This window comes from Halovulum dunhuangense, from assembly GCF_013093415.1.
In the GTDB taxonomy this organism is placed as follows: Bacteria; Pseudomonadota; Alphaproteobacteria; order Rhodobacterales; family Rhodobacteraceae; genus Halovulum; species Halovulum dunhuangense.
In genome coordinates this window covers 44,988-63,520 of the sequence record NZ_JABFBC010000005.1, presented here as the reverse complement: position 1 = coordinate 63,520, position 18,533 = coordinate 44,988, and the positions used below count along the sequence as shown (strand labels likewise).

At 66.1% G+C, this 18,533-nt stretch carries 19 protein-coding genes; 11 read left to right on the top strand and 8 right to left on the bottom strand.

Going from position 1 to position 18,533, the window contains the following annotated elements; genetic code table 11:
- The coding region (locus HMH01_RS16845; protein WP_171326968.1) for a TraR/DksA family transcriptional regulator at window positions 1-214 on the top strand (214 nt) is incomplete at its 5' end.
- Window positions 215-516: 302 nt separating this feature from the next.
- Window positions 517-1,749 (top strand): MFS transporter, encoded by a 1,233-nt coding sequence (locus tag HMH01_RS16840; protein WP_171326967.1) that lies wholly within the window; start codon window positions 517-519, stop codon window positions 1,747-1,749.
- Window positions 1,750-2,119: 370 nt separating this feature from the next.
- On the opposite strand, the gene HMH01_RS16835 is transcribed toward HMH01_RS16840, so the two are convergent.
- Window positions 2,120-2,344 (bottom strand): hypothetical protein, encoded by a 225-nt coding sequence (locus tag HMH01_RS16835; protein ID WP_171326966.1) that lies wholly within the window; start codon window positions 2,342-2,344, stop codon window positions 2,120-2,122.
- 166 nt (window positions 2,345-2,510) lie between these two features.
- Here HMH01_RS16835 and HMH01_RS16830 point away from each other — a divergent pair, with 166 nt between their 5' ends.
- Window positions 2,511-2,753, top strand: coding sequence for a hypothetical protein (locus HMH01_RS16830; protein WP_171326965.1), 243 nt, complete (start codon window positions 2,511-2,513; stop codon window positions 2,751-2,753).
- 100 nt (window positions 2,754-2,853) lie between these two features.
- Here the strand turns inward: HMH01_RS16830 and HMH01_RS16825 are convergent, their stop codons facing one another.
- From HMH01_RS16825 to groL, 7 genes are all read right to left on the bottom strand, one after another.
- Window positions 2,854-4,950, bottom strand: coding sequence for a HelD family protein (locus HMH01_RS16825; RefSeq protein WP_171326964.1), 2,097 nt, complete (start codon window positions 4,948-4,950; stop codon window positions 2,854-2,856).
- 30 nt (window positions 4,951-4,980) lie between these two features.
- Window positions 4,981-5,604, bottom strand: a complete 624-nt coding sequence (locus tag HMH01_RS16820) for a methyltransferase domain-containing protein (protein ID WP_171326963.1) — start codon at window positions 5,602-5,604, stop codon at window positions 4,981-4,983.
- Window positions 5,601-6,203 (bottom strand): class I SAM-dependent methyltransferase, encoded by a 603-nt coding sequence (locus tag HMH01_RS16815; RefSeq protein ID WP_171326962.1) that lies wholly within the window; start codon window positions 6,201-6,203, stop codon window positions 5,601-5,603. The genes HMH01_RS16820 and HMH01_RS16815 overlap by 4 nt, the downstream gene beginning before the upstream one ends.
- A gap of 83 nt (window positions 6,204-6,286) precedes the next feature.
- Window positions 6,287-7,006: a polyamine aminopropyltransferase gene (locus HMH01_RS16810; protein ID WP_171326961.1), complete on the bottom strand. Its 720-nt coding sequence runs from the start codon at window positions 7,004-7,006 to the stop codon at window positions 6,287-6,289.
- A 75-nt stretch (window positions 7,007-7,081) separates the two neighbouring features.
- Entirely contained in the window at window positions 7,082-7,708 is a 627-nt protein-coding gene (locus tag HMH01_RS16805) for a pseudouridine synthase (protein ID WP_171326960.1), read from the bottom strand.
- Complete coding sequence (locus HMH01_RS16800; RefSeq protein WP_171326959.1) at window positions 7,708-7,875, bottom strand: hypothetical protein; 168 nt, start codon at window positions 7,873-7,875, stop codon at window positions 7,708-7,710. Before HMH01_RS16800 ends, HMH01_RS16805 begins: the two co-directional genes overlap by 1 nt.
- A gap of 69 nt (window positions 7,876-7,944) precedes the next feature.
- Window positions 7,945-9,552, bottom strand: a complete 1,608-nt coding sequence (groL, locus tag HMH01_RS16795) for a chaperonin GroEL (protein ID WP_171326958.1) — start codon at window positions 9,550-9,552, stop codon at window positions 7,945-7,947.
- Between the two features lie 482 nt (window positions 9,553-10,034).
- On the opposite strand from groL, the gene HMH01_RS16790 reads away from it, so the two are divergent.
- The 8 genes from HMH01_RS16790 (at window position 10,035) to HMH01_RS16755 (ending at window position 18,472) form a co-directional block, all read left to right on the top strand.
- The gene (locus HMH01_RS16790; protein ID WP_171326957.1) at window positions 10,035-11,276 is read left to right on the top strand and encodes a cysteine desulfurase-like protein; all 1,242 of its coding nucleotides are present in this window, start codon (window positions 10,035-10,037) and stop codon (window positions 11,274-11,276) included.
- Between the two features lie 35 nt (window positions 11,277-11,311).
- Window positions 11,312-12,331 (top strand): amino acid ABC transporter substrate-binding protein, encoded by a 1,020-nt coding sequence (locus HMH01_RS16785; protein ID WP_171326956.1) that lies wholly within the window; start codon window positions 11,312-11,314, stop codon window positions 12,329-12,331.
- Between the two features lie 98 nt (window positions 12,332-12,429).
- Window positions 12,430-13,623, top strand: a complete 1,194-nt coding sequence (locus HMH01_RS16780) for an amino acid ABC transporter permease (RefSeq protein ID WP_343035386.1) — start codon at window positions 12,430-12,432, stop codon at window positions 13,621-13,623.
- A 7-nt stretch (window positions 13,624-13,630) separates the two neighbouring features.
- A complete protein-coding gene (locus HMH01_RS16775) occupies window positions 13,631-14,734 on the top strand; it encodes an amino acid ABC transporter permease (protein WP_171326955.1) in 1,104 nt (367 codons plus the stop codon).
- Between the two features lie 47 nt (window positions 14,735-14,781).
- The gene (locus HMH01_RS16770) at window positions 14,782-15,528 is read left to right on the top strand and encodes an amino acid ABC transporter ATP-binding protein (protein ID WP_216366911.1); all 747 of its coding nucleotides are present in this window, start codon (window positions 14,782-14,784) and stop codon (window positions 15,526-15,528) included.
- 49 nt (window positions 15,529-15,577) lie between these two features.
- Complete coding sequence (locus tag HMH01_RS16765) at window positions 15,578-16,468, top strand: MurR/RpiR family transcriptional regulator (protein ID WP_171326953.1); 891 nt, start codon at window positions 15,578-15,580, stop codon at window positions 16,466-16,468.
- A 14-nt stretch (window positions 16,469-16,482) separates the two neighbouring features.
- Window positions 16,483-17,883: a dihydropyrimidinase gene (gene hydA / locus HMH01_RS16760; RefSeq protein ID WP_171326952.1), complete on the top strand. Its 1,401-nt coding sequence runs from the start codon at window positions 16,483-16,485 to the stop codon at window positions 17,881-17,883.
- A gap of 304 nt (window positions 17,884-18,187) precedes the next feature.
- The gene (locus HMH01_RS16755) at window positions 18,188-18,472 is read left to right on the top strand and encodes a sll1863 family stress response protein (protein WP_171326951.1); all 285 of its coding nucleotides are present in this window, start codon (window positions 18,188-18,190) and stop codon (window positions 18,470-18,472) included.
- Window positions 18,473-18,533 lie beyond the last annotated feature (61 nt).

Genomic DNA, 18,533 nt, shown 5'->3' with positions numbered 1-18,533 from the left:
CGGCCGCCTGAGCCGCATGGACGCGCTGCAGCAGCAGGCCATGGCCGCCGCGCAGGACGCCCGGCGCATGGGCCGCGCCCGCGCGATCGAGGCCGCGATCCGCCGGATCGAAGCGGGCGAGTTCGGATGGTGCGACGGCTGCGGCGACTTCATCGGAACCCCCCGCCTCGACCTCAACCCGACAACCATCCGATGCAGGGACTGCGCAGGCTGATCCGCCGACCAGCAAGCCAAGCCAAGCCAAGCCAAGCCACCGGGCCGAAGGCCCCGGTGGTCTGACACGGGCCCGTCCGCGGCCGGGGCCACCCGCACCCGAAGGCGGGCATGCGCGCCCGTGGCTTGCGTTGCGGCCGAACTTGTGACACCACGAGTGCCGTTCAAGCCGTCTGGCATCTGTCGCGAGCGTGCACGGATCTCCTTCGGCCCGAACTACCCGGAACGACACATCGCCGCTCAGCCGGATCGGACAACAGCCGACCCGGTGCAAGAGCCGGCTATTCAACGCGACGCACAGATATGATGGCATTCGTTCGAACAAACCTGCGCTGGCTGGCCGCCGGTTTCCTGCTGACCTTCGCGTCGGCTTTCGGGCAGACATGGTTCATCTCGCTCTTTGCGGGGGCCATCAAATCGGAATACGGGCTGACCGACGGGGCCTGGGGCAGTCTCTATACGGTCGCCACGCTCAGCGCCGCGGGGCTGATGTTCTGGCGCGGTGCGGTCGCGGACACCGTCCGCCTGTCGCGGCTGGCACCGGTCATGGCAGGTTTCTTCGCGCTCGCCGGCATCGGCATGGCATCCGCCGGATCCGTCTGGCTGCTGGGGCTGTCGTTGTTCCTGCTGCGCTTCTGCGGGCAAGGCATGTTCAGCCATATCGCGATGACGGCGATGGGGCGCTGGTTCGAGGCGACGCGCGGCAGGGCCGTTTCCATCAGCAGTCTCGGCCATCCGGCCGGCGAAATCGTGGTGCCGGTTCTCACCGTGCTCTGCATCGCCGCCATCGGCTGGAGGCCGACCTGGATCGTCGTTGCCGCGATCCTTTGCCTGGTCATCGCGCCGGCGTTCTGGTTCCTGCTCAAGGATGATCGCTCGCCCCAGGGCCACACCGGCGCAATGATGGTTCCGGGACTTCATGGACGTCACTGGCGCCGGCAGGACGCCGCGCGCCACTGGCTTCTGCCGGCGCTTCTGCCGGTCCTGCTGACGCCGGGCTTCATCGGCACGGTGGTGTTCTTCCAGCAGGTCCATATCGCCGAGGTCAAGGGCTGGACGCTGGTGCAGATGGCGCCGGGATACTCGGCTTTCGCGACGGCGACCGTTGCCTCGGCCTTCGTGGCGGGATGGGCGGCCGATCGGTTCGGGGCGCAGCGGCTTCTGTCGGTTCTCCTTATACCCATGGGTATCGGGATCGCCCTGATCGGCCCTGCCGACCAGGTTGCCGCCTGGTGGGTGGCGCTTGGCGTCATCGGCATCACGCAGGGCACCGCAAGCGCCTTGTGGGGCGTCCTGCTGCCGGTCGCCTACGGAACGCGGCACCTGGGCTCGATCCGGTCGCTTGCGACGACCGTCATGGTCATCGCGACGGCGATCGGCCCCGGGATCACCGGCATCCTGATCGACCGCGGCGTGGATTTTCCCACCCAGACCCTGTTCATGAGCGCCTGGTGCCTGGTGCTGACAGCCGGATGCATCCTGATCGACCGGCGTCTCACGCGGGAACTGCTGGTCCAAGCCGTACCGGAAGAATAGCACCCGCCGCCGACAGTGCCGAAAGACTGCGGATCCCGGCCCGTGCGGGGGCGCGGCAGATCATCCAGGCGTCACTTCGCTATGCCCGGACATCGCGGCGCCCAGCCCAGGGAATTCGCGTTCGGTCCGCGGCACCGCATCGAGATCGGGGCATGCGATGTGTTTGCGCGGCCCCGGGGCGCGCAATGGCAGGCGATCAGGCCGTCTCGGCCGTGTCTGCGCAAGAGTGCTGCGAACACCCGCGTATCGCGCGCCGCTGCCGCTGCGCGTCACGCGGGCGGGAGTTGGGGAAATCGCGACGGCTCTTGAATTCCGCCGATGATGGGTCCGCGGCGTCTTCGGTCTTGCCCCGCACCTCGGGCGGACGCGCCTACCAGGGGAAAGTCGCGCCGGTGTATCGGGCCCCATCCCGCATCAGGCGGGGAAATTCGCGCTGGATCAGCTCTGCGTCCCTGGGGCATTCGACCTCGATGTAGGCGCGGTCCCCTGACCAGAGCAGCCGATGCGTCCCGTCGCTGAAATCCATCAGATACCGATGCAGGCGAAGGGCCGTCTTCTGGCTGATGTTCGCGACCAGGGCGATCTTCTGGTTCATGTCTTCTCCTCGAATGGCGTCCGGGTTCGTCCGTTCAGGCCCCTTGCGCGTCCGGAGCGTCACGCGACTGGTTCCGGAACTGCGCGATGGCCCAGTACATCCTGCTGCGTGCCGCAGGGGTGCTCGGTGCCGCATCCGCTCCGGCCTCTGTCTGCTTGAAGGTCCAATGCTGGCCGATCCGGACCATCCAGCGATGGCCCTGATCCTTGAAATAGAACGGCACGATGCCGTCTATCGTCCCTTTTCCAACGATCTCGGTCTCTCTGTCGTGAATTTGTACTTTCAGACTCATCCTGTTTCCTTCGTTCCGTCGTTGCTTCCAGCGCCGATCGACCAGCCTTTCGGCACGGATCAGGCGCAAAGCATCGGCAATTTTTCGGTGAACATGCTGCCGACCGTCGCGATGTGACGGTCATGGCCAGCCGGTTACGCGGCCAAGCATAGGGGCCGGGACGCCTTCTGTCTACCCGTCGGGGACCGGCGCACCGGCGCAGGCTGCCGCCAGGGGATCAGACCGCCTGGCGGGTCCCGTTCCGCGCACGGTCGCCTTCGGTCGCCTCCAGGAACCTGGATGGCGCGCCGACAGAGATCAGGCTCAGCTGGTGCATGGCGCGGGTGCAGGCGACATAGAGCAGGTTCCGGTCCATCTCGGTGGAGAATACGGCGTCGCTCGCGTCGGGGATGATCACCCGGTCGAATTCCAGCCCCTTGGCCAGATGCGGCGTGCAGACGACGACACCGGTCGAGAAGCCGGCGCTGCCCTCTTCCAGCAGGCGCGCGTCTACGCCCGCATCCGTCAGCGCCCCGTGCAGCCGCGTCGCCTGCGCCTGGGTCTTGGCCAGTACGGCAAGGCTTGTGTGGTCCGAGGCGCGAAAGTCGCGGACGGCCTTGGCGATGCGTGCCACGGCATCCTTCTGTGTTCCGACCACTGCCAGATCGGGGTCCGGCCCGTGCCGCTCCATCGCGACAAGATCGGGGTTCGGCGCGATCTTCAGCGCGAACTGCATGATCTGCCAGGTCGATCTATAGCTCTTGTTCAGCGTGACCCGCCACGCCCCTTCGAGAACCGCCTCGATCCGCTCGGGCGTCGAGGCGCTGTAGGGGTTCACCGACTGCGTGGCGTCGCCAAGGATGGTCTTGCGGCATTTGAAGAGCCGCGCCAGGACCGCGTATTGCACGGGCGTATAGTCCTGCATCTCGTCGACAAGCAGATGCTTCACCCCGGCATGGGGGTTCTCGACGCCTTCGGTCAGCATCCGGAGGTAGATCAGCGGAAAGACGTCGGCGTATTCAAGCCGGCCGCCCACGGGCTGGAACAGTTCCGGCCGGCCGATCCAGTCGAAGAATTCCCTGTAGGCCTTGCGCAGCGTGGTCCGCTTCACCATCCCGCGCGCAGCCTTTCGGATCACGGCGCGTTCCTCCTTGCGCAGCTCGACGTTGTACTGGGCCTCGAACTGCTCGATGACCGAGTTTCCCATGGCGACGATCCGTTCGGCCAGGTCCAGCTGCCCGAGCCGCCCCCAGGTCGTCTCGAAGACGAACCCCGGCAGGGGACGCTTGCGCACGACGATGTCTTCGGGGGCGAAGGACGTCTTTTCCAGATGCCGGGCATAGGCCTCGATCTGGCGCAGGAACTCGGGCGCCGCCTTCGCGCGGATCCGCTCCTTCATGGCCTGGTCGTCGCTGTCCAGCAGCCGCGCGGTCTGCTCGAAGAAGCTCTGGAACCGGATCTTCGGCCCGAGGATCTGCGCGGCAAGCGTTTCCATCCCGATCTCGGGCACGGTTTCCTCGCCAAGTTCCGGCAGGACGTTGCCGATATAGTCGGCAAAGACGCGGTTCGGCGAGATGATCAGGATATCGGCAGAACTGAGCGTGTCCTTGAACCGGTAAAGCAGAAAGGCGATCCGGTGCAGCGCGATCGAGGTCTTGCCCGACCCCGCGACGCCCTGGATGATCAGGGTATGCGCCTCGGCGTCGCGGATGATGGCGTTCTGGTCGCGCTGGATCGTGGCGACGATGTTCTTCATCCCGTCGTCCGAGGCGCGGGCCAACTCCTCCTGCAGCACGTCGTCGACGATGTTCACGCTGACATCCAGCATGAACTCCATCGCGCCGTCGCGGATGCGGAATTGCCGCTTCAGGGTCAGGTCGCCGGGGATTGTCCCCGACGGGGCCTCGTAGCGGGCCGGGCCCGTCTCGAAATCGTAGAACAGCGAAGATACCGGCGCGCGCCAGTCATAGACCCAGGGCTCCTGCGTGTCCTCGTCGCGAAAGTCGTGGATGCCGATGTAGTAGGAACCCGTCTCGTTCCGATCCTGCCGGCGGAAATCGAAGCGCCCGAAATACGGGGATTTCCTGAGCTTCGCGAGCTTCTTCGCCTGGGCGCGCAGCACGTCCGAGGACCGCATCATCTGGTCGATGGACTGGCGCATCGCGACCTTGTCGAGATGATCCATGTCGCGCCGCGCCTCCCACATGTGGTCGTGGGCCGCCTGGATGTCGCGCTGGTAGTCGGAAAGGCGTGCGCCGATCTGGCCGAGATTGACGTCGATCCGGGCAAGGCAATCCGTCAGACGCCGGGTCTCAAGATCCTTGTCGAGTGTCATGTCTGTAGCGTTTCGTCTTTCCTCGTTTCCTCATGCAGGCCTCGCGCGCGCATCCGCGCCCGCCAGGCGGAAGACAGCCATCTGGCTGGCGCCACCAAGGTCGGGGTGGTGGCCGGCGATATCGTCCACATCGACGTCGTATCCCGCCGCCTCGGCCGCGCGGCCGCACCATCTGCGAAACTTCGTCCGCCCCCATTCAAAGCGGTGCCCCGGATGCCGTCTGCGGTTCGGCGGCACGCCGAGCAGCGGGTTGAAGTCCGCGTTCGGCGTCGTGATCACCACCATGCGGGGGCGCATCCGGTGGAACACGGCCTGCTCCAGCTTTGACATGTGGCCGGGATCGAGATGCTCGATCGTCTCGACCAGGATGGCGCAATCGAAACCCGCAAGATCCGCCGGCGGCTCGATCATCGACGCCCAGCGGAGTTCGATGCGGCATGTGCGGCAGTTGTCCACGGCCAGTCTCTGCCGCAACCGATCCAGCGACGCGCGGCAGATGTCCACGCCGACAAGCTCCCGGTAGCGCGGGTCTTCCGCCAGCCGGACGAACAGGTCGCCGTCGCCACATCCAAGATCCAGCACGCGGGCCGCACCGCTTCGACACAGGATTGCCTCGACCGCTTCCAGCCGTTTCTCGTGCAGCCAGCTTGTCATGCCGACACCTCTGGCCGACGCATCAGGACGACGTCCTTGACCGGGCTCTCGCACGACCAGCCCCAGCCCCCGGCCAGGTGGCGGAAGGTATCCGCACGGTAGAACACGACATGGGTCGGGTCCTTGCGGTAGTGCCAGTCCCCGAACCGCGCATCGTCGGTCTGAAAGCACGTCATGATGGCCAGCCAGCCGCCCGGACGCACCAGGGCGCGCAGGCGCGCGAACTCCGTTGCCGGCTGGTGGAAATGTTCCGCCACCTCGGTGCAGGTGACGAAGTCATAGGCGCGCGCAAGGGGGGATCTGTCCGGCGCGAAGAAGGGGTCGTAAAGCAGGACCTCATGCCCTGCCTCGCGCAGCATCGCGGCCAGGGCGGGACCGGGGCCGCATCCGTAGTCCAGCCCGAGCGAGGCGCGCGGCAGGCGTTCGAGCAGGGGCTTCGCAAGCTTGGACAGAAACCGGCGATAGCGGGGATCGTCGGGTTCGTTTTCGTGGTTCAGGTAGTGTGCATGCTCCTCCTGGGCAGAGGGCAGTTGCGCGGGATCGAGAAACCGCATCTCGCAGGCCGGGCAGCAATGGTAGCTGCGCCCGTCGATGGTCATGAACGGATCGGCCGGCGCAGCGCAAAGCGGGCATTCGCGGGTCCCTGCCCCGCGCGCCGTCGGGGTGTTCCCGACGACAGGCTTCATGCCGTCCCTGCCCGCGCAAGATAAACCGTCTGCGTGAAGGGCTGGCCCGTCAGCGGATTGTCGAAGGTCACCGGCTCGGCCCAGGCTTCGGCAAAGACTGCGCCCAGCCGGTCCAGAAAACGCTCTTCCGCGGCCTCGTTCGACCATAGGCCGAAGATGCCGCCCGGCTTCAGATGCCGCGCCAGCGCGCGCAGCCCGTCGACCTGGTAGAAGCTGTCGCTGCGCTGGTCGAGCAGGTGGTCCGGGGCATGGTCGATATCCGCGAGGATCGCGTCGAAGCGCCGCCCCGGCCGATCCGGATCGAACCCCTCGCCCTGGGCGCCGGCAAAGAAATCCCCCTCCACCAGCCGGCACCGCGGGTCGTCGGCAAGCATCGTTCCAAGGGGAAGAATGCCGGTTTCGTGCCACTCGATCACGGGCGCGAGGTATTCGACCACCAGCAGGTTCGCGACCCGCGTGTCGGCCAGAACGGCCTCGGCGGTATAGCCTAGCCCGAGCCCGCCCACCACGACGTCGATCGCATCGCCCGCGCAGGCCTCGACACCCACCCGCCCGAGCGCAACCTCGGACGCGGTGAAATGGCTCGACATCAGGAACCGCTGGCCGAGCATGATTTCCCAGACGTCCACGCCCAGCCGCAGATCGCGGCGGCGGCGCAGGCTGAGTGCGCCGATCGGGGTCGGGCAGTAATCGAGTTCTTCGAACAAATGGCTCATGTCATTGGCCGGCGCGGATCGCACGGCCGCCTTTCTGTCTGTCTTTCAGGATGCTTCCTTATCGGCCGGATCTCGTCAAAGCTCAATCCTCGCGTTCCGCCCCAGTTCGGTGCGGGCATGGCGCGCCGGGATCGACATGCAATCCCCCCGCGCAAGCCCATCGAGCGACCAGGGCCCGATACGCCACCGCACGAGCCGTAGCGTCGGGCAACCGATCGCAGCCGTCATCCGCCGCACCTGGCGGTTGCGCCCCTCGCGCAAGGTCAGGCGCAGCCAGCAATCGGGCACGCTCTTGCGGAACCGGACCGGGGGATCACGCGGCCACAGGTCGGGCGCGCAGATGCGCTCGACCGCGGCCGGGCGGGTCAGGCCGTCCTTCAGCCTGATGCCGCCGCGAAGCGGCTCCAGGTCGTCCTCGGATGGGTCGCCTTCGACCTGAACCAGGTAGGTCTTCGGAAGCTTGAAGCGCGGCTCGGCGATCCGCGCCTGTAGCGGGCCGTCGTCGGTCAGCAGAAGCAGCCCCTCGCTGTCCTTGTCGAGACGCCCCGCCGGATACACCCCGGGGCAGTCGATCCATCCGCCGAGAGTGTCCTTCCGATCCGGCGATGCGCCCGCGCTGAACTGCGACACCACGCCGAACGGCTTGTTGAAAAGGATCAGCCGCGAACCTCCGGGGCGCGCCCCGGATCGACTGCCCCGCATCAGGTTCTGCCCCCGGGCCGCTGGTTGCGGATCGGGGCGACAAGCTTCTCGATCTCTTCGTCGGTTTTCCCGCGCAGATCGGGCACCAGGTTGCGAAAGTCGGTGGGCGAGGCATCGGGGCGCGCGATCAGGACCCTTTCGATCAGGTTCTTCAATTGCTGTTTCACAGGTGGCCTCATCGGATCGTGGGATGCGGGGATGGCGGATGCGGGCGGAGGCAACGGCATTCCGTCGCCTCACGCCGCTTGATCGGTCTCGCCTTCCGGCGCTGCATCGGCGATCGCGACCTGCGCCGTGATCATCGCACCCGCCACCGAGCAGGCATTCTCCAGCGCGGTCCGCACGACCTTGACCGGGTCGATGATGCCACGCTCGAGCAGATCGTCGTAATCGCCCCGCGCGGCGTCGAACCCCCAGGCTTCCGTATCGGCATCGCGCACCTTCCCGATCACGAAGGTCCCGTCGAACCCCGCATTGTCCGCGATCCGGATCAGCGGCGCGTTCAACGCCCTGCGAACAAGCGCGACGCCCGCCTTCTCGTCCGCGTTCTCGCCGCCTGGATCGTCCAGAACCCGGCCAGCGCGCACCAGGGCGACCCCGCCGCCGACGGTGATCCCCTCCTCAACGGCAGCGCGGGTGGCGTTCAGGGCATCTTCGACACGATCCCGCCGCTCGCGCAGCTCGGATTCCGTGGTGCCGCCCACGCGAAGGATCGCGACACCGCCGGCCAGCTTGGCCAGACGCTCGCGAAGCGCCTCGCGCGCGCGCCCGGACGCGGCGACGTCCGCCTCTCGCCGCAACCGGGCGATGCGCGCCCGGATATCGTCCGCATCGCCGGCACCGCCGACCAGCGTGGTGCGCTCGCGCGTGATCTCGACACGGGCGGCGCGGCCCAGCGTCTCAATCCCGGCCGCATCCAGCGTCATCCCCAGATCGCGGCTCACGACGCGCCCGCCCGTGACGATGGCGATATCCTCCAGCATGGCCTTGCGGCGGTCGCCGAAACCGGGCGCCTTGACCGCCGCAACCTTCAGCCCGCCCCGCAGCCTGTTCACGACCAGCGTGGACAGCGCCTCGCCCTCCACATCGTCGGCGACGATAAGCAGCGGGCGCGCGGACCGGTTCACCGCCTCGAGGATGGGAACGAGCGGCTGGAGCGACGACAGCTTGCCGTCGTGAAGCAGGATGAATGCATCCTCGAATGTGACCGTCGACCGCTCGGGGTCGGTCACGAAATGCGGGCTGAGATAACCGTTGTCGAAACGCAGGCCCTCGACCAGCTCGGTGACGGTGGCAAGCCCGGGGTTTTCCTGCACCGTGATGACGCCGTCGCGTCCGACCCGTTCCATCGCTTCGGCGATCTGCGTGCCGATCCCGGCCTCGCCATTCGCGGACACGGTGCCGACATGCGCGATGTCCTCCTGCCCGGTCACCGGACGCGCAGCCCCCCGAAGCGCCGCCACGACCGCGGCGGCGGCCCGGTCGATGCCGCGCTTGACGTCCATCGGGTTCGCGCCGCCGGCGACCAGCTTCACGCCTTCATGGGCGATGGCCTGCGCCAGTACGGTTGCGGTGCTGGTGCCGTCGCCGGCCTCGCTGTTGGTGCGGGCGGCGACTTCCCTGACCATCTGCGCGCCCATGTTCTCGAAGCGGTCTTCAATCTCGAAGCTGCGTGCGACCGTGTCACCGTCCTTGGTGATGTGCGGCGTCGCGGAGCCGTTCTCGAGGGCGACGTTCCGTCCCCTGGGGCCAAGCGTCACGCCGACGGCCCGGGCCAACAGATCGACACCGGCCAGCATGCGGTTGCGCGCCTCGATGTCGAATGAAAATTCCTTCGCTGTCATGCCGAACTCCTTTCCGTGTTTCGGATAGGCGGCAAGCAGAACCTGGCAATACTCGATCGGGTGTCTGGACCCCTCCAGTGTCGACTTGCAGCAATCGTGCGACGGCCAGACGCGGGCAAGCTGTAGACGCAACGTTTCCCGCGCGGGCCGTTCGATGGTGCGGACCTGCTCCGTCCGTCAGGTCCATCATGGTCTTGCCGGGGCTAACTAGTCGGCCCGCTCGCACAGGTCAACCGCCGGGCACATGCGCCGGGATCAGCGCGCCCTCGTCCACTTCCGGACAGGCAACGCGAATCAACCCTGTCCCCGGCACGGGCCATCTGACGCGTGCCGCCCCGCGCCGGCGCCGTTCGCCCCCCTGCCCTGCCCAAGACACGGACGCGGCGGGTATGCCCGAATTTCGTGCAAAAATAAAAAATCTATTACATCTTTACAGGAATGAAAAATCTGTTTCAATGTCGCCAGGAAAACCCGGAGGCCAGATGACCCAGATCGACATCACGCATGTTCGCAACCAGTTTCCCGCGCTGCGCGACAGCGAAGCGCTGCTCGACAATGCTGGTGGCTCGCAGGTGGCAAAGCCGGTTGCCGACCGGATCAACGAGTTCCTGTTCTCGACCAATGTCCAGCTCGGCGCGACCTATGCAGCCTCTGCCGCGGCTTCGGCCAAGGTCGCCGAGGGGCGCGCCGCTCTTGCCACCCTGATGAACGCGGACCGCCCCGAAGAGATCGTGATGGGCGCCACCGCCACCCAGCTTTTCGATCAGCTGGCCCGCGCGCTGGTCCAGAAATGGCAGCCCGGGGACGAGGTCGTCGTCACCAATTTCGACCACGAGGCGAATATCGGCCCGTGGCGCCGGCTCGCCGATCAGGGGATCGTCGTGAAGACCTGGGAACTGCCCGAGGGCAGCCACCGGCCCGGCCCCGAAAGCCTTGCGCCGCTGCTGGGGCCCAGGACCCGGCTGGTCGCCATGACGCATTGTTCCAACATCTTCGGCAGCATCAACGACGTGCGGGCGGTCGCCGATCTCGTGCACGAAAAGGGCGCGATGCTCTGCGTGGACGGCGTGGCCTACGCGCCGCACCGGGCCATCGACGTAAAGGCGCTGGACGCGGATTTCTACGGGTTCTCGGTCTACAAGACCTACGGGCCGCACCATGCCGCGCTGTATGGCAAGTACGACCTGCTGCTGAACCACGCGGGAAACATCAACCACTACTTCTACGGCGAGGACAAGGTTCCCAACAAGCTTGAGCCGGGCAACCCCAACTACGAACTCGCCTATTCCTGCTGCGGCGTGATCGACTACCTGGAGGGCCTGGCGGCGGCGCATGGCGTGAACGCCAAGGGCCGCGCCGCGGTCGAGGCGGCATACGACATCATTGCCGATCACGAGGCGGTCCTGGCCGAACGCCTGTTGTCCTATCTGCGCGGGCGTGACGACGTGACCATCGTCGGCGATCCGTCATCCGATCGTGACGCGCGCGTGCCGACGGTCTCTTTCGTCATCGCGGGGCGCAATTCCCGCGATGTGGTCGAAGCGGTCGATCCCTCGGGCATCGGCATCCGCTTCGGCGACTTCCATTCCAGGCGCCTCGTCGAAGCGCTGGATCTGGGCGACCCCGACGGGGTCATCCGTGTCTCTGCCGTGCACTACAACACGCTGGACGAAATCGACCGTCTCATCGAGCGGCTCGAAAGCCTGCGCAGACAGGCAGCCTGACTGAAACGACCCCACAACCAACAAGGGAACATCCGATGAAACATACTTCTCTTCTGAGCACGGTCGCCGTGATGACCGTCATCGCATGCGGCGCGGTTTCCGCGCAGACGATCGATGAGGTGCGTCAGCGCGGCCATCTGAACTGCGGTGTGTCGCCCGGCGTGAGCGGCTTCTCGAACCCGGACGACAACGGCAACTGGGCCGGCTTCGACGTCGAGGTGTGCCGCGCCGTTGCCGCCGCCGTGCTCGAGGATGCGGACGCCGTGCGCTACACGCCGCTGTCGAACACCGAACGCTTCACCGCGCTTCAGTCGGGCGAGATCGACATGCTTTCGCGCACCACGACCCGGACGCTGAACCGCGACACCGCGCTGGGTCTGAATTTCGCCCCGGTTATGTTCTACGACGGCCAGGGCTTCATGGTGCGCGAAGCCATGGGCGTCTCCAGCGTGATGGAACTCGACGGCGCGACGGTCTGCGTTTCGGCCGGATCCACCACCGAACTGAACCTTGCCGACTATTTCGAGGCCAACGGCCTGAGCTACCAGCCCGTGCGCTTCGATCGTGCCGACGAGGTTCTGGCGGCCTATGATGCGGGGCGTTGCGACGTCTACACCTCCGACCGTTCGGGGCTTGCCGCGCGGCGGCTGGTCATGAACGACCCGTCCGAGCACGTCATGCTGCCCGAAACCATCTCGAAGGAGCCGCTGGCCCCGGCCGTGCGCCACGGCGACGACCAGTGGTTCGATATCGTGACCTGGACCGTTTACGCCCTGATCCAGGCCGAAGAGTTCGGCATCACGCAGGCGAATGTCGACGAGATGGCCGCGTCCGAGGATCCCAACATCTCGCGCATGCTGGGCGGCGAGGGTTCTCCCGTCGGCGAATGGGTCGGCCTGGACAACAACTGGGTCTACCGCGCCATCGCGGCGGTCGGCAATTACGGCGAGATCTTCGATCGCCATGTCGGCCCCGAGACACCGCTGCAGATCGAGCGTGGCATGAACGCCCTCTACGCGGATGGCGGGCTGCACTACGCGATGCCGTTCAAGTGACCTGAGCTCTCTCCCCCCGCGGCGCCAGGCGCCGCGGGGGGAACCCCCAACGCCTTTCCGAATGCCCGTCCGGAGCCTTCCGACAGAGGAGTCCTCCCGTGCCAGTTTCGCGCGATCCCGACCCCATGCAGCCCCCCCGCCAGCCTTTCTGGACCCGCTCCCGCATCCGTTCGGCGATCATCCAGGTGGGCTTCGTGGCGCTTCTGGCCTTTTTCGTGCATTTCCTGCTGTCGAACACGATGACGAACCTTGCCCGGCAGGGCATCGCGTCCGGCTTCGGCTTTCTCGAGAACCGGGCCGGCTTCGACATCGCGATCAGCTTTCTCGATTTCGGCCGCAACGACACCTACATGCGCGCCTTCTGGACGGCGGTCGTGAACACGCTGGTGCTGTCGGTGCTTGGCATCGCGCTCGCCACGGTGATCGGCTTCATGATCGGGCTGGCGCGCGTGTCGCCCAACTGGCTGATATCGCGCCTGGCGGCGGTCTACATCGAGACGTTCCGCAACATTCCGCTGCTGTTGCAGCTGTTCTTCTGGTATTTCGCCATCCTGCGGCCGCTGCCGGGGCCGCGTGACAGCCTCGATCTTGCGGGCATCGTGTTCCTGAGCAACCGGGGCTTGTACCTGCCCAAGCCATTGCTCGACGCCGGCGCGCAGCTGGGCCTCGCGGCCCTCGGCCTCGGGCTTGTCATCGCGCTGGTGATGGCCAGGCGCGCGCGGCGGTACCGGGCGGCCACGGGCCAGCCCCGGCGCGTGGCGCACTGGTGGTTCCTGGGCCTCGTGGTGCTTCCCTCGTCGGTCTGGCTGGCCACCGGCGCCCGGCTGGACATGTCGATGCCCGAATTGCAGGGCTTCAACTTCCGCGGCGGCATGGTGGTCCTGCCCGAGATGCTGGCAGCCATTCTCGGCCTGTCGATCTATATCGCCGCCGCCGTGGGAGAGATCGTGCGCGCGGGCATCCAGGGCATCGACCACGGCCAGACCGAGGCGGCGCAGGCGATGGGTCATACGCGGGGACAGATCATGCGCTATGTCGTGATCCCGCAGGCCATGCGGATCATCATCCCGCCGCTGACCACGCAATACCAGTCGCTGGCCAAGAACACCTCTCTGGCGTCGGCCATCGCCTTTCCGGAAATCATCTCGATCATCGCCGGCACCACGATGACCCAGACGGGACAGGCCGTGGAAACCATCGCACTGGCCATGCTTTTCTACCTGACCGTGAGCCTTTTCATCGCGGCGGTGATGAACTTCTTCAACTGGCGCGTCACGCGGCTCTCGTTCTGAGGATCCAATGGCCGAAGCAACACGACCCATCCCGACCAACGCCCCCCGCGCCGTTGCCGGCCCGCTTGACTGGGTCCGGCGCAACCTGTTCCCCGACTGGCGGCAGGGGCTGCTGACCATCGTGGTGTCATGGCTCCTGCTGCGCGCTGTGCCGCCGCTTTTCGACTGGCTGATCCTCGAAGCGGCATGGACCGGAACGCGCGAGGATTGCGTCGCGGCGGGCGGTGCCTGCTGGGCCTTCGTCGGGGCGCGCTGGGGCCAGTTCATCTACGGTTTCTATCCGCCCGAACACCGCTGGCGCGTGGACCTCACCATGCTTGCGCTCGTGGCGTCGATCGCCGTCCTGTTCCTGCCACGGGTGGCCCACAAGGGATGGATCATCACCGGCGCCTTCCTGGTCCTGCCCGTGGTCGCCTATGTGCTGCTGCATGGCGGGCTGCTCGGCCTCGAGGTGGTGCCGACGGACCGCTGGGGCGGCTTCATGCTGACGCTCGTGGTTGCGGTCGCGGGCATGATGGGGGCGCTGCCGCTGGGCATACTGCTGGCCCTGGGCCGGCGATCGAAGATGCCCGCGATCCGCATATTCTGCGTCTCCTTCATCGAGATCTTTCGCGCGGTCCCGCTGATCACCGTGCTTTTCATGGCCTCGGTCATGCTGCCGCTGTTCCTGCCGCAGGGGTTCGCGATGGACAAGCTGCTGCGCGCCCTGCTCGGGGTGGCCCTGTTCAACGCCGCGCTGATGGCCGAGGTGGTCCGCGGCGGGCTTCAGGCCATCCCGCGCGGCCAGTTCGAAGCCGCCACGGCCGCGGGAATGGGCTACTGGAAGATGATGGTCTTCATCATCCTGCCGCAGGCGCTGCGCACGGTCATTCCCGGGCTGGTGAACACCTATGTCGCGATCATCAAGGACACCACGCTGGTTCTGATCATCGGGCTGTTCGACCTGCTGGGTATCGTGCAGGCGGGCATATCGTCCAGCGCCTGGCTTGCGCCTTCGGTCACGACCACGGGCTATGTTTTCGCGGGGCTTGGCTTCTGGCTGCTCTGTTTCGGCCTGTCGCGCTATTCCATGCATCTCGAACGCAAGCTGAACACCGGGCGCCGAAGATGAACGCACGGCCTCACCTTCCCCAACTCCAGCCGAATGGGCATGAAACCATGAGCCAAGCCGAGGACATCATCCGGATCGACCAACTCAACAAGTGGTATGGCGACTTCCATGCGCTGCGAAACATCAATCTCAGCGTGAAGCCCGGTGAAAAGATCGTCATCTGCGGCCCGTCGGGATCGGGCAAGTCCACGCTGATCCGCTGCATCAACCAGCTTGAGACCCACCAGATGGGCCGCATCGAGATCGAGGGACAGGAAATCCACGCCGAGATGAAGAACATCGAGGCCCTTCGCGCGCGGATCGGGATGGTGTTCCAGAGCTTCAACCTCTACCCGCACCTGTCGGTGCTCGACAATCTGACGCTTGCCCAGATCTGGGTGCACCGTGTCCCCCGCAAGGAAGCAGAGGAACGCGCGCACCACTATCTGGCGCGGGTCCACATTCCGGATCAGGCGCAGAAGTTCCCCGGCCAGCTTTCGGGCGGCCAGCAGCAACGTGTCGCCATCGCCCGGGCGCTGTGCACGAAACCGCAGATCATGCTGTTCGACGAACCGACATCGGCGCTCGATCCCGAGATGATCAAGGAGGTGCTGGACGTGATGATCGAACTCGCCCATGAAGGCATGACGATGGTCTGCGTCACCCACGAGATGGGCTTCGCGCGCAAGGTCGGGAACCGCATCATCTTCATGGATGCCGGCGCGATCGTCGAAGAGGCCACCCCCGAGGAGTTTTTCCGCAATCCCCAGACCGAGCGCGGTAGAACCTTCCTGTCCCAGGTACTGGAGCATTGATGCAGCAGGGTTCACGCCGCGCCGGCAGCGCCCGTCCGGAGCAATCGGAATGACTGTCAGCCCGCACAACACCGGGTCCATGAAGAAGCCTCGCACGACCGAGGAATTCAGGGACCGCCTTGTCGGTGAGCGTCATCTCTTCACCAACAGGATGCTCGAGGCCGGCGCCTGGGTGCTGGACAACCAGAGGGTCGTGGCGCTGGAAACGCTTGCGGTGATGGCCAAGACCTCGCAGCTCAACCCGTCGATCTTCGTCCGGCTGGCAAAGGCGATGGGGTTCGACGGCTTTTCCGACATGCAGCGGCTGTTCCGGGAACCGCTTCACAACGCCTACCCCGCCTCGCTGTCGGAACGCATCTCGCACAGCCAGGGGAACGAGCTGGTCGCCGACCCGTCCGACATCACCGCCATGGGACAGTCCTTCTGCCGCGCCAACAGCGCGTCGCTGGCGCATCTGGGCAGCCGGCTTGCGGAATTGCCACTCGACGAGGCGATGGAGATCATTCTCGCCGCGCGCACCGTGCATGTGATCGGCCTGGACCGCTCGTTTCCCGTGGCGTCCTATCTTTCCTACGCCCTGCGGCGCGCGCGCTGCCAGGCAATCCAGATCAGCGGCACCGGCAGCACGCCCGGCGACCAGATCGACGTGATGCAGCCTGGCGACCTGCTGATTTCCATAAGTTTCCCGCCCTATGCGCTTGCGACCATAGAGGCGACGGCCCAAGCCCGCGCGGCGAACATCCCGGTGCTTGCGATCACCGACACGCCGGTCAGCCCGATTACCGAAGCGGCCGCGCTGGTCCTGTCCGTGGACGATGCGGAACTGCACGGCTTCCGGTCCCTGACCGCCGTGATGAGCCTCGTGCAGACGCTGGCCATCGGGCTGGCCTACCGGCGCAGCGGCGCCGGGGAACTCGATCTCGATCTCATCAACGCCTAAGGAACACTCTGCCCATGTCCCATGATCTTGTCATCGCGAACGGAACCGTCGCCACGGCCTCTGACACGTTCCGGGCCGATATCGGTATCCGCGACGGCAGGATCGCGCAGATCGGTGGCGACATGGGACAGGCAGGACGCGTGATCGACGCGACCGGCCGCTACGTCCTGCCGGGCGGGATCGACAGCCATGTCCATATCGCGCAGCCTTCGGGTCCCGGGATCGAGATGGCCGATGATTTCGACAGCGCCACCCGCTCGGCCGCCTTCGGGGGCAACACCATGGTTATGCCCTTCTGCCTGCAGGAACGCGGGCAGTCGCTGACGGCGGCGTTCCGCGACTATCTCGCCCTGTGCGAGAACAGCGCCCATGTCGACCTTGGCTTTCACCTGATCGTAACCGATCCGACGCCGGTCGTGCTTGGCCAGGAACTTCCCTCGCTGATCGAACAGGGGCATACATCGGTCAAGGTATTCATGACCTACGAGGCGTTGCGGATGGACGACGCCGGCATCCTGTCCACCATGGACGTCGCCCGGCGTCACGGCGCCAAGGTGCTGGTCCATTGCGAGAACGAGGATGTGATCGCCTTCCTCGCCCGCCGCGCGGACGAGGCCGGCAATCGCGACCCGCGGGCCCATGCCACGACCCGACCCGTCGCCGCCGAGCGCGAGGCGACGCACCGCGCGCTGACGCTTGCGGAAGTGGTGGATGTCCCGATTGTCATCGTGCACGTCTCAAACGGGGCGGCCATGGAAGAGATCGCCCGGGCCAGGATGCGCGGTGTCAACATCACCGCCGAGACTTGTCCGCAGTACCTGATGCTCGAAGCGCAGGATCTGTCGCGGGAAAACTGGGAAGGCGCCAAATACGTCTGCTCTCCGCCGCCGCGCGATCGAACCGAGCAGGAAAACTGCTGGCGGGGCCTGGAAAACGGGTTGTTCGACCTGTTCTCGTCGGATCACTGCCCGTTCCGCTATGCCAGCGACAGGGGCAAGCGCAATCCGGACGGCCTGCGCAGCTTCCGTCACATCCCGAACGGCATTCCGGGGGTAGAGACGCGGCTGCCGATCCTGTTCTCGGAAGGCGTGATGAAAGGACGGATCGACCTTCAGCGTTTCGTCGCGCTGACGGCCACGAACCATGCCCGGGCCTATGGTCTCTATCCGCGCAAGGGGACGATCGCGATCGGATCCGACGCCGACATAGCGATCTGGAACCCGGAAACGCGCCGCACGATACGCCACGCGGATCTGCACGACGGCGCCGACTATACGCCCTACGAAGGGATGGAGGTGCAGGGCTGGCCCGAAACCCTGATCCTGCGGGGGCGGCCGGTGATCGAGTCCGGTCGGATGACGGCCAAGGCGCAGGGCACGGTGATCCACAGGCGTCCCGGCGGCGCCGGGCTCTGACACCCGGCAAGGCCGGTCATCGTGCGACACGCCGCCTGCTGAACTTCACTAAGATGGGGCCAGCCATGCGCCCGGGGTGTTTCGGTCATTGCAGGATCAGCGGCACCGTATCGCGGCTGTCCCGGTGCCTCGGGGAGTCGATTGCCCCCTCTCGCGCGGGGAACGGCGCCACGTCGTCAGGGACGGCGTCAGGATCCTCGATGGTGTCCTTCCCCTCGTCACGCCTTGACCCGCCTCCCGTGCGGATTTCAGTTCCGGGCCTGTTTGTGACACACTGGCCCTGCAAACAGGAGGAGGGAAAACAATGGACCGCGACGCATATGTCGAGAAGATGAAGGCCAGGCTGGAAGAGTGGAACGCCGAGATCGACAAGCTCCAGGCGCAGGCCAGGGCTGCCGAGGCCGAGACCAAGGCCAATTTCGAAAAGCAGCTCGTGGAAATGCGCAAGCAGCGCGACGAGGCCCAGGCCAAGATGAAGGAAGCGCAGGCCGCCAGCGATGCCGCCTGGGACGACATGCGCAAGGGCATGGAAAGCGCCTGGGAAAACATCTCGAACTCGTTCCAGAAAGCCTGGAAACGGTTCCGCTAGCCGCGTCCCGCATGACGTGAGCCCACTCCGGACGCAGGCCGGGCGCCCGGAAAGGCGGATG